General features: G+C 52.7%; 10 protein-coding genes and 1 tRNA gene. 2 read left to right on the forward strand and 9 right to left on the reverse strand.

Features of this window, described 5'->3' with window-relative positions; translation table 11 throughout:
* Positions 1-250: 250 nt before the first annotated feature.
* The 7 genes from ilvA to ilvL form a co-directional block, all read right to left on the reverse strand.
* Positions 251-1,795, reverse strand: coding sequence for a threonine ammonia-lyase, biosynthetic (gene ilvA / locus FEK66_RS19680; RefSeq protein WP_138211529.1), 1,545 nt, complete (start codon positions 1,793-1,795; stop codon positions 251-253).
* Positions 1,796-1,797: 2 nt separating this feature from the next.
* Positions 1,798-3,648 (reverse strand): dihydroxy-acid dehydratase, encoded by a 1,851-nt coding sequence (ilvD, locus tag FEK66_RS19685; protein WP_135495436.1) that lies wholly within the window; start codon positions 3,646-3,648, stop codon positions 1,798-1,800.
* 64 nt (positions 3,649-3,712) lie between these two features.
* The gene (gene ilvE / locus FEK66_RS19690) at positions 3,713-4,642 is read right to left on the reverse strand and encodes a branched-chain-amino-acid transaminase (RefSeq protein ID WP_000208520.1); all 930 of its coding nucleotides are present in this window, start codon (positions 4,640-4,642) and stop codon (positions 3,713-3,715) included.
* A gap of 19 nt (positions 4,643-4,661) precedes the next feature.
* Positions 4,662-4,925 (reverse strand): acetolactate synthase 2 small subunit, encoded by a 264-nt coding sequence (gene ilvM, locus FEK66_RS19695; RefSeq protein WP_000983255.1) that lies wholly within the window; start codon positions 4,923-4,925, stop codon positions 4,662-4,664.
* Positions 4,922-6,568, reverse strand: a complete 1,647-nt coding sequence (ilvG, locus tag FEK66_RS19700; protein ID WP_135495435.1) for an acetolactate synthase 2 catalytic subunit — start codon at positions 6,566-6,568, stop codon at positions 4,922-4,924. The genes ilvM and ilvG overlap by 4 nt, the downstream gene beginning before the upstream one ends.
* A 2-nt stretch (positions 6,569-6,570) precedes the next feature.
* Complete coding sequence (ilvX, locus tag FEK66_RS19705; protein WP_001387183.1) at positions 6,571-6,621, reverse strand: peptide IlvX; 51 nt, start codon at positions 6,619-6,621, stop codon at positions 6,571-6,573.
* Positions 6,622-6,707: 86 nt separating this feature from the next.
* Complete coding sequence (ilvL, locus tag FEK66_RS19710) at positions 6,708-6,806, reverse strand: ilv operon leader peptide (protein WP_001311244.1); 99 nt, start codon at positions 6,804-6,806, stop codon at positions 6,708-6,710.
* A 350-nt stretch (positions 6,807-7,156) separates the two neighbouring features.
* Between ilvL and FEK66_RS19715 the strand changes: the two genes are divergently transcribed.
* Positions 7,157-8,677 carry a YifB family Mg chelatase-like AAA ATPase gene (locus tag FEK66_RS19715; protein WP_130209372.1) on the forward strand — a complete coding sequence of 507 codons (1,521 nt, stop codon included), beginning with the start codon at positions 7,157-7,159 and terminating at the stop codon, positions 8,675-8,677.
* A 24-nt stretch (positions 8,678-8,701) separates the two neighbouring features.
* Here the strand turns inward: FEK66_RS19715 and maoP are convergent, their stop codons facing one another.
* The gene (gene maoP / locus FEK66_RS19720) at positions 8,702-9,040 is read right to left on the reverse strand and encodes a macrodomain Ori organization protein MaoP (protein ID WP_000841001.1); all 339 of its coding nucleotides are present in this window, start codon (positions 9,038-9,040) and stop codon (positions 8,702-8,704) included.
* Positions 9,041-9,158: 118 nt separating this feature from the next.
* On the opposite strand from maoP, the gene hdfR reads away from it, so the two are divergent.
* Positions 9,159-9,998 carry an HTH-type transcriptional regulator HdfR gene (gene hdfR, locus FEK66_RS19725; protein ID WP_130209370.1) on the forward strand — a complete coding sequence of 280 codons (840 nt, stop codon included), beginning with the start codon at positions 9,159-9,161 and terminating at the stop codon, positions 9,996-9,998.
* A 95-nt stretch (positions 9,999-10,093) separates the two neighbouring features.
* Here the strand turns inward: hdfR and FEK66_RS19730 are convergent.
* A tRNA-Trp gene (locus FEK66_RS19730) sits at positions 10,094-10,169 on the reverse strand.
* Between the last annotated feature and the right edge of the window lie 27 nt (positions 10,170-10,196).

Raw genomic sequence — 10,196 nt, forward strand, 5'->3', positions numbered from 1 at the left:
TGTATAAAATTTTATACATTGCTTTTGACTGGTGCAAGTGATAGCGGTGCAAAAATAACCAAAATGGCGGTGCTAACGATATTGTGAGCCGAGTTTCACCACAAGCAGGTTGAGCGCCTTCTGGAAAACGTCTCGCAAAATTGAATGAGTGGATGCTTCGGACTGGCAGAAAAGCCCAATAACTGAGGGAAGATCATATCTGGATATTAGGCCCACTTTACTTTGTGGGCCTGAAAACCGAAACGCTGAGTTAACCCGCCAAAAAGAACCTGAACGCCGGGTTATTGGTTTCGTCGTGGCAATCGTAGCCCAGCTCATTCAGCCGCGTTTCGAAATCCGGTTCATGATCGCCAAGTTCGAACGCCGCCAGCACGCGCCCGTAGTCGGTGCCATGGCTGCGATAGTGGAACAAAGAGATGTTCCAGTGCGTGCCTAATGTGTTGAGGAAGCGCAGCAGCGCACCGGGCGATTCCGGGAATTCGAAACTGTAGAGGCGTTCCTGCAACGGATGCGATGGACGCCCGCCGACCATATAGCGCACATGTAGCTTCGCCATTTCGTCGTCGGAGAGATCAACCACGCTGTAGCCGCCATCGTTGAGCATCTGCAAAATTTCTTTGCGCTCTTCAAGGCCACGGCTCAGGCGCACGCCGACAAAGATGCAGGCGTTTTTGGCATCGGCAAAGCGATAATTGAACTCGGTGACCGAGCGCCCGCCAAGCAGCTGGCAGAATTTGAGGAAACTGCCTTTTTCTTCCGGGATGGTCACCGCCAGCAACGCTTCACGCTGTTCGCCCAGTTCGCAGCGTTCCGAGACGTAGCGCAGGCCGTGGAAATTGACGTTTGCCCCCGAAAGTACATGCGCCAGTCGTTCTCCGCGAATGTTGTGCTGGGCGATGTATTTTTTCATCCCCGCCAGCGCCAGCGCGCCAGACGGCTCCGCCACCGCGCGCACATCTTCGAACAGGTCTTTCATCGCCGCACAGATAGCATCGCTGTCGACGGTGATGATGTCGTCGAGATACTCCTGGCATAAACGGAAGGTTTCGTCGCCGATGCGTTTTACCGCAACGCCTTCAGCAAATAGCCCTACGCGCGGCAAATCAACGGGATGACCTGCATCCAGCGCCGCTTTCAGGCAGGCGGAGTCTTCCGCTTCTACGGCGATCACTTTGATTTGCGGCATCAGCTGTTTGATCAGCACTGCCACACCCGCCGCCAGGCCGCCGCCGCCGACCGGTACAAATACGCGATCAAGATGGGCGTCCTGCTGGAGCAGTTCCAGCGCCAGCGTGCCTTGCCCGGCGATCACCATCGGATGATCGAACGGCGGTACCCAGGTGAAGCCCTGCTGCTGCGACAGTTCAATTGCTTTGGCTTTCGCTTCATCAAAGTTTGCGCCGTGAAGCAGCACTTCGCCACCGAAGCCGCGCACCGCATCAACTTTGATGTCAGCGGTGGCGGTTGGCATGACGATCAGCGCCTTCACGCCTAACCGTGCGGAAGAAAACGCCACGCCCTGCGCGTGGTTACCCGCCGAGGCGGTGATCACGCCATGCGCTTTCTGTCCTTCCGTCAGGCCCGCCATCATGGCGTATGCGCCACGCAGCTTAAAGCTGTGCACTGGCTGGCGGTCTTCGCGCTTAACCAGAATCACGTTATCAAGACGCGACGACAGCTTTTCCATTTTTTGTAGCGGCGTGACCTGCGCCGCTTCATAGACCGGTGCGCGTAGCACCGCCCTTAAATATTCGGCACCTTCCGGAGCGCCGGAGAGGGGTTGTGAGTCTGCCATCATTAACCCCCCAGTTTCGATTTATCGCGCACCGCACCTTTGTCGGCGCTGGTTGCCAGGCTGGCGTAGGCGCGCAAGGCAAAGGAAACCTGGCGTTCACGGTTTTTCGGCGTCCAGGCCTGGTCGCCACGCGCTTCCTGCGCTTCACGACGCGCGGCAATTTCCTGCTCGCTCAGTTGCAACTGAATGCCGCGATTCGGAATGTCGATTTCGATCAGGTCGCCATCTTCAATGATCGCGATATTGCCCCCGCTTGCCGCTTCCGGTGAAACGTGGCCGATGGAGAGGCCGGAAGTCCCGCCGGAGAAACGACCGTCGGTGATCAGCGCACAGGCTTTGCCGAGTCCCATCGATTTCAGGAAGCTGGTTGGGTAGAGCATTTCCTGCATGCCAGGGCCGCCTTTCGGGCCTTCATAGCGAATTACTACCACATCACCCGCGACGACTTTACCGCCGAGGATAGCTTCTACCGCGTCGTCCTGGCTTTCGTACACTTTCGCCGGGCCGGTGAATTTGAGGATGCTGTCATCGACGCCTGCGGTTTTCACGATGCAGCCGTTTTCCGCAAAGTTACCGTAGAGTACCGCCAGGCCGCCGTCTTTGCTGTACGCGTGCTCCAGCGAGCGGATGCAGCCGTTTGCGCGGTCGTCATCGAGAGAATCCCAACGGCAATCCTGCGAGAATGCTTGTGTAGTACGAATACCCGCAGGGCCAGCGCGGAACATATTTTTTACCGCGTCATCCTGGGTCAGCATAACGTCGTATTGTTCCAGCGTTTGCGGCAACGTCAGGCCAAGTACGTTTTTCACATCACGGTTCAGTAATCCCGCGCGATCCAGTTCACCGAGAATACCGATAACACCACCAGCACGATGAACATCTTCCATATGGTATTTCTGGGTGCTCGGCGCAACTTTACACAGCTGCGGAACCTTTCGGGAAAGTTTATCGATATCACTCATGGTGAAGTCGATTTCCGCTTCCTGCGCCGCCGCCAGCAGGTGAAGTACCGTGTTGGTAGAACCGCCCATTGCGATATCCAGCGTCATGGCGTTTTCAAACGCCGCCTTACTGGCGATATTACGCGGCAGTGCACTTTCGTCGTTTTGCTCGTAGTAACGTTTGGTCAATTCAACAATGCGTTTACCGGCATTGAGGAACAGCTGCTTACGGTCGGCGTGGGTCGCCAGCAGCGAGCCATTACCCGGTTGCGACAGGCCCAACGCTTCGGTCAGGCAGTTCATCGAGTTAGCGGTAAACATCCCGGAGCAGGAACCGCAGGTTGGGCAGGCGGAACGTTCAACCTGATCGCTCTGGGAGTCAGAAACTTTCGGGTCTGCCCCCTGGATCATCGCATCAACCAGATCGAGCTTGATGATCTGATCGGACAGTTTGGTTTTCCCGGCCTCCATCGGGCCGCCGGAAACGAAGATCACCGGAATGTTTAATCGCAGGGAAGCCATCAGCATCCCCGGGGTGATTTTGTCGCAGTTAGAGATGCAGACCATGGCGTCGGCGCAATGGGCGTTGACCATATACTCAACGGAATCAGCGATCAGTTCGCGAGATGGCAGTGAATAAAGCATCCCCCCGTGGCCCATGGCGATCCCATCATCCACCGCAATGGTGTTGAACTCTTTGGCAACACCGCCAGCCGCTTCAATTTGTTCGGCGACCAGTTTACCGAGATCGCGCAGATGGACGTGACCCGGTACAAATTGGGTGAACGAGTTCACAACCGCGATAATCGGCTTACCGAAATCGGCGTCGGTCATTCCGGTGGCGCGCCACAGCGCACGAGCACCCGCCATATTACGACCATGAGTGGTGGTGGCGGAACGGTACTTAGGCATACTTTATTTACTCCCAGTGTCTGTCTCGTAAATGGGACGGTGCGTGCCGTCCCATTTTTTGTATTTATTGATTAACTTGATCCAACCAGCCCCATTTATCTTCGGTTTCGCCAGTGAAGAGGCCGAAGAAGGCTTGCTGAATGCGTTTGGTAACCGGGCCGCAACGGCCTTCGCCAACCTGAATCCCGTCTACGCTGCGCACTGGCGTGATTTCTGCCGCCGTACCGGACATAAACACTTCATCCGCCAGGTACAGTGATTCGCGCGACAGCACCTGCTCACGCACTTCAATTCCCAGCTCTTTCGCCAGTTTGATGATGGCGTCACGGGTGATACCCGGCAGCGCGGAAGAGGTAAACGGTGGGGTGAACAGCACACCGTCTTTCACTTCAAACAGGTTTTCGCCTGCGCCTTCAGAGATATAACCGTTCACATCCAGCGCGATACCTTCCTGATAACCGTGGCGGCGCGCTTCGCTACCCACCAGCAGGGAAGAGAGGTAGTTACCACCGGCTTTTGCCGCGGTTGGGATGGTGTTTGGTGCTGCGCGGTTCCAGGAGGAAACCATCGCATCGATCCCCTGCTCCAGCGCTTCTGCCCCCAGATACGCTCCCCACGGGAAAGCGGCGATAATCACGTCGGTTGAGTATCCCGCAGGCGGGTTTACGCCCATGCCAACATCACCGACGAAGATCAGCGGACGGATATAGGCGCTGGTGAGATTGTTTTTGCGGATCACGTCACGACAAGCTTCCATCAGCTCATCAATGCTCTGCGAAACCGGGAAGCGATAGATTTTGGCGGAGTCATGCAGACGCTGCATATGCTCACGATGGCGGAATACAACCGGTCCTTTGTGCGAGTCGTAGCAACGGATGCCTTCAAAAACCGAGGTGCCATAGTGCAGCGCGTGCGACATCACATGCACCTTCGCGTCTTCCCAGCGAACCATCTCCCCATTGAACCAAATGTAATCAGCTTTCTTCGTGGTCATTTTTATATTCCTTTTGCGCTCAGGCGCGGATTTGTTGTGATGTGGTTGTGCTCTGGCAGATGGCAACGTGTGCGACGTCCACCAGTTTATTTAACTGACTAAACAGTAAGTCGACCGACCGTGGGCTGGCAACGGTCAATTCGATATTTATATTTTGTGCATCGCTGGCGGCGGCCATATTCATTGAGCAGACGTGGAAACCACGATGACGCACCACGCGTAAAACACGTTCTAAGGTTTCCGGATTGAAGCGAGCCGATACATTGACCTGATGTTGCATCATGATAATTTCTCCAACATTTCTGAATTACTGGCACCAGGCGGCACCAGCGGCCAGACGTTCTCAAGTTCGTCGATTGAGACATGAAGCAGGTATGGCCCATCACTGTTAAGCATGGTGTCGAGTGCCGCTTCAACCTGGTCTTTACGGGTGATGTGTTGGCCAGGGATGCCAAAGGCGCTGGCTAACATGAGGAAATCGGGGTTATCGGTAAGGGTGGTTTCGCTGTATCGTTCCTGGAAAAACAGTTGCTGCCATTGTCGAACCATCCCTAACCGTTGGTTATCGAGTAAGACGATTTTCAACGGTAACTGCTTGCGTTTTACGGTGCCCAGCTCTTGCACATTCATCATGAAAGAGCCGTCACCGGAGATACAGACAACGGTATCGTTCGGTCGTGCGACTTGCGCGCCAACCGCTGCCGGTAAACCGAATCCCATAGTGCCTAAGCCGCTGGAGGTGATGAAATTTTCCGGGCGAGTATGGGCGATGTGCTGCGCAGCCCACATCTGGTGCTGCCCCACATCTGTGGTCACGACGCAATCCGCAGGTTTACGATCCGACAGTTGTTTTAACAACAACGGCGCGTAGATAGCATCACCGGGATGGTCGTAACGCCAGGCATGTTCATCACGCAGCTGCGCGCAGTATTGCTGCCAGTCATTGATATTTAACGTGTGCTGTAACGCAGGCAACAGCGTGTTTAAATCACCCTGTAATGCCACATGTGCCTGACGCAGCTTGTTCATTTCTGCTGGATCGATATCCATATGGATAACACTGGCGTGTGGTGCGAAGGTGTTCAGCTTGCCGGTCACCCGGTCATCAAAACGTGCACCTACGGCGATCAGTAAATCACATTCCTGCACCGCGAAGTTCGCCGCTTTGGTGCCGTGCATTCCCAGCATTCCCAGATAGTACGGATAATCCGCTTCAACTGCGCCCAGCCCTTTCAGCGTACAGGTGGCAGGCATTTTTGTGGCAGCGAGAAATTCACGCAAAGCCGGAACCGCCTGTGCCATGCCCACGCCACCGCCAACGTACAGCATCGGTTTTTGCGCTTTTGCCAGCATCTGGCGCGCTTGCCCGACTTCGGCATGTGGGAAAGTCACTTCGTTTTCAACGGTGGTGAACCACGGTTCCAGATCGCCGCTGGCTAACTGGATATCTTTTGGGATATCGACCAGAACTGGACCAGGACGACCTGAGCTGGCAACCTCAAACGCTTCGGCCATGATGCGCGGCAACTCTTCCAGCGACTGTACCAGGAAGCTGTGTTTGGTACAGGCTAATGACAATCCCAGTACATCCACTTCCTGAAATGCATCGGTGCCGATGAACGGTGCAGACACCTGACCGGTGATGGCAACAACAGGGATGGAATCTAACAGTGCGTCCGCAAGCCCGGTTATCAGGTTGGTTGCGCCCGGACCAGACGTGGCGATACATACGCCAGTTTTACCGGTAGCACGGGCATAACCGATAGCCGCCATTGCCGCGCCCTGTTCATGTCGGCACAGCAAGTGCTCCACGCCGCCGTCATACAATGCATCGTAAACCGGCATAATTGCGCCACCCGGATAACCGAAAACGGTGTTCACACCCTGTGCCCGCAACGCATGTACCACCCACTGTGCGCCATTCATAGTTAGTTCCCCGTCCTGAATCTTGAGAAACAGAATTTTGTACTGTTATTCATTGTCTGCTCCTCGGTTATGTTTTTAAGGTCAAAAAAAACCCCCGGACCTTTCGGTGCGGGGGTCTTAGTTCGTTAAGGCTTGATCTTTAAGCCTTTCCTCGTCCAAGTGCAGCCCCGCACGGTGGGATAATAATCACCACCACGCTAATCACGACCAGGCTAATCACTCGTAGAAGGGCTGTCATTTTGTCTTTTCTTGCATCTTGTTCGAAGGAATGCCTAAAGAGTTACCATAGATTTTGCGAATAGCACAAGATATTTTTTAATCATATTTTGTTGAATTCCCAATCATTTCGATAAAAACCATTGTTTTTTATATAAAAAAAGGTGAGTGAAAAAAATTCAATTTCCGTATATTTCTTACCCTCGCTCAGAGGCTAATTTTTTTACTTCTCATTTTTGCGAGAGTTATTCCATCACTCATACAACTCAGTTCACGTTGCATAAATAAACGGGAATCAGCCGCTAATTAACGCAATCTAGCAGACTACAGCAGCGATCTCTTATGCTCATAATAGTGGCTCAAGGAGGGCTTATGTCACTGTCAATTGTTCATACTCGTGCAGCTCTGGGAGTAAACGCACCCCCGATCACTGTTGAGGTTCATATCAGTAAAGGTCTACCAGGATTAACGATGGTGGGCTTACCAGAAACAACGGTAAAAGAAGCACGCGATCGCGTGCGCAGCGCCATTATCAATAGCGGATATGAATATCCGGCGAAAAAAATCACCATTAACCTTGCACCAGCCGACCTGCCGAAAGAAGGAGGGCGATATGATTTACCTATTGCTATTGCTTTGCTGGCAGCCTCTGAACAGCTTACAGCCAATAAGTTGCATGAATATGAATTAGTCGGGGAACTGGCGCTTACAGGCGCTCTGCGCGGCGTTCCTGGCGCAATCTCCAGTGCAACTGAAGCCATTAAGTCAGGCAGAAAAATTATCGTCGCGAAAGATAACGAAGATGAAGTGGGGCTAATTAACGGTGAAGGATGCCTGATAGCCGATCATCTGCAGGCTGTCTGTGCGTTTCTCGAAGGTAAGCATGCTCTCGAACGCCCGTCACCAACTGATGTTGTATCCCGGATATTACAACATGATCTCAGTGATGTTGTCGGTCAGGAGCAAGGAAAGCGAGGGCTGGAAATTACCGCCGCAGGGGGCCACAACCTTTTACTGATTGGACCACCAGGAACAGGTAAAACAATGCTCGCCAGCCGTATTAATGGCTTATTGCCAGATTTAAGTAATGAAGAAGCTCTGGAGAGTGCCGCAATATTAAGCCTGGTGAATGCCGAGTCAGTGCAAAAACAATGGCGGCAGCGCCCGTTCCGCTCACCGCATCACAGTGCGTCGTTAACTGCGATGGTGGGCGGTGGTGCAATTCCAGGTCCAGGTGAAATTTCGCTGGCGCATAACGGCGTGCTTTTTCTTGATGAGCTACCTGAATTTGAACGGCGTACACTGGATGCCTTGCGAGAGCCGATTGAATCCGGGCAGATCCATCTTTCACGCACGCGAGCAAAAATAACCTATCCAGCCCGTTTCCAGCTTGTCGCGGCGATGAACCCCAGCCCTACCGGACATTATCAGGGAAACCATAACCGCTGCACACCAGAACAAACATTACGTTATCTCAACCGACTCTCTGGTCCCTTTCTTGACCGCTTTGACCTTTCACTGGAGATCCCATTACCGCCCCCCGGCATTTTGAGTAAAGCGGTAGTGCCAGGAGAAAGCAGCGCCACCGTTAAACAACGTGTAATGGCCGCCAGAGAGCGCCAATTTAAGCGGCAGAATAAACTGAATGCCTGGCTGGATAGCCCGGAAATACGGCAATTCTGCAAGCTTGAGAGCGCAGATGCGCAGTGGCTGGAAGAAACGCTGATCCATCTGGGGTTATCGATTCGTGCCTGGCAGCGATTACTGAAAGTAGCACGAACCATTGCTGATATTGATCAGTCTGACATCATCACACGCCAGCATTTGCAGGAGGCGGTTAGCTATCGTGCGATTGACCGCTTGCTCATCCATTTGCAAAAACTGCTGACATAAAAAAAGGGCATTTCGCCCTTTTTATTAATCGTCGGAATCGGTGTAGTCTTCAGCACCTTCGACCTGCGGTTTACCGCCGGAAAGGGTATGAAAACGTTTTGGACGTTTAATACGCGTCATATACTTGGACCACACGCGTTCTGCTTCTGTCACTGGCTCACGTTCGCCACGGCATACTGCTACGAAGAGTTTCTCTTCCTCGGTAACCGGCTCGCGCTTGCCGAGATCCAGCTCATTGAAGGCATAACCATGACGCTCAAGCAGTTGTGCCTCTTTGATGGTGAAATCACCATGACGAGAGAATCCACGTGGATAATGTTTATTGTCGAAATATCGATTAGTCGTCGTAAAGCTTTCCGCCATCCTGCACGCTCCTAATTCTTTGACCGAGCTAGTTATGGCGCGGAGTATTAGTTACGCTTGACAGAGTGTAAAACAAAACATTTAAATCATAACGACAAATAATTTTGCGGAGAGCACTGTGGATACGGAATTGTTAAAAACTTTCCTGGAAGTTAGCCGAACGCGTCACTTTGGTCGAGCGGCGGAATCGCTCTATCTGACCCAATCAGCCGTGAGCTTTCGAATCAGACAACTGGAAAATCAACTAGGTGTGAATCTTTTCACCCGCCATAGAAACAATATCCGTTTAACCGCTGCCGGAGAAAAGCTTCTGCCTTATGCAGAAACGCTCATGAGCACCTGGCAGGCCGCCCGCAAGGAGGTGGCGCATACCTCACGACATAATGAGTTTTCTATCGGTGCCAGCGCCTCGCTGTGGGAGTGTATGCTTAATCAGTGGCTGGGGCGCTTGTATCAGAATCAGGATGCCCACACAGGCTTGCAATTTGAAGCGCGGATTGCTCAACGACAGTCTCTGGTAAAACAGCTACATGAACGTCAACTTGATCTTCTTATTACCACTGAAGCGCCCAAAATGGACGAATTTAGTAGCCAGTTGTTGGGACATTTCACTTTAGCGCTCTATGCCAGCGCCCCCTCTAAGTTAAAGGGTGATCTTAACTATCTGCGTCTGGAATGGGGGCCGGATTTTCAACAGCATGAGACAGGTTTGATCGGTGCTGATGAAGTTCCAATCCTGACAACCAGTTCTGCTGAACTGGCACAACAACAGATTGAAATGCTTAATGGCTGCACCTGGCTACCGGTAAGTTGGGCGCGCAAAAAAGGCGGTTTGCATACTGTTGTCGACAGTACAACACTTTCACGGCCGCTCTATGCCATATGGCTGCAAAATAGCGACAAACACGCGCTGATTCGAGATCTATTGAAAATTAACGTACTAGATGAAGTGTATTAATCTGAATGGCTGGCAAGGACGCCGGTGGAAGGATTTACTTCGGAGAGGCTTATTTTAGATAAAAAAAATCCTTAGCTTTCGCTAAGGATGATTTCTGGCAGGGGCGGAGAGACTCGAACTCCCAACACCCGGTTTTGGAGACCGGTGCTCTACCAATTGAACTACGCCCCTAATTAGGGTGGCGGAACGGACGGGACT

Origin of the sequence: Escherichia sp. E1130, assembly GCF_005781065.1 — a bacterium.
Classification (GTDB): Bacteria; Pseudomonadota; Gammaproteobacteria; order Enterobacterales; family Enterobacteriaceae; genus Escherichia.

Coding starts and splice junctions, on each gene's coding strand:
- ilvA (WP_138211529.1), bottom strand. CDS start 1,795: ATGGCAGACTCACAACCCCTCTCCGGCGCTCCGGAAGGTGCCGAATAT.
- ilvM (WP_000983255.1), bottom strand. CDS start 4,925: ATGATGCAACATCAGGTCAATGTATCGGCTCGCTTCAATCCGGAAACC.
- FEK66_RS19715 (WP_130209372.1), top strand. CDS start 7,157: ATGTCACTGTCAATTGTTCATACTCGTGCAGCTCTGGGAGTAAACGCA.
- ilvL (WP_001311244.1), bottom strand. CDS start 6,806: ATGACAGCCCTTCTACGAGTGATTAGCCTGGTCGTGATTAGCGTGGTG.
- ilvG (WP_135495435.1), bottom strand. CDS start 6,568: ATGAATGGCGCACAGTGGGTGGTACATGCGTTGCGGGCACAGGGTGTG.
- ilvE (WP_000208520.1), bottom strand. CDS start 4,642: ATGACCACGAAGAAAGCTGATTACATTTGGTTCAATGGGGAGATGGTT.
- maoP (WP_000841001.1), bottom strand. CDS start 9,040: ATGGCGGAAAGCTTTACGACGACTAATCGATATTTCGACAATAAACAT.
- ilvD (WP_135495436.1), bottom strand. CDS start 3,648: ATGCCTAAGTACCGTTCCGCCACCACCACTCATGGTCGTAATATGGCG.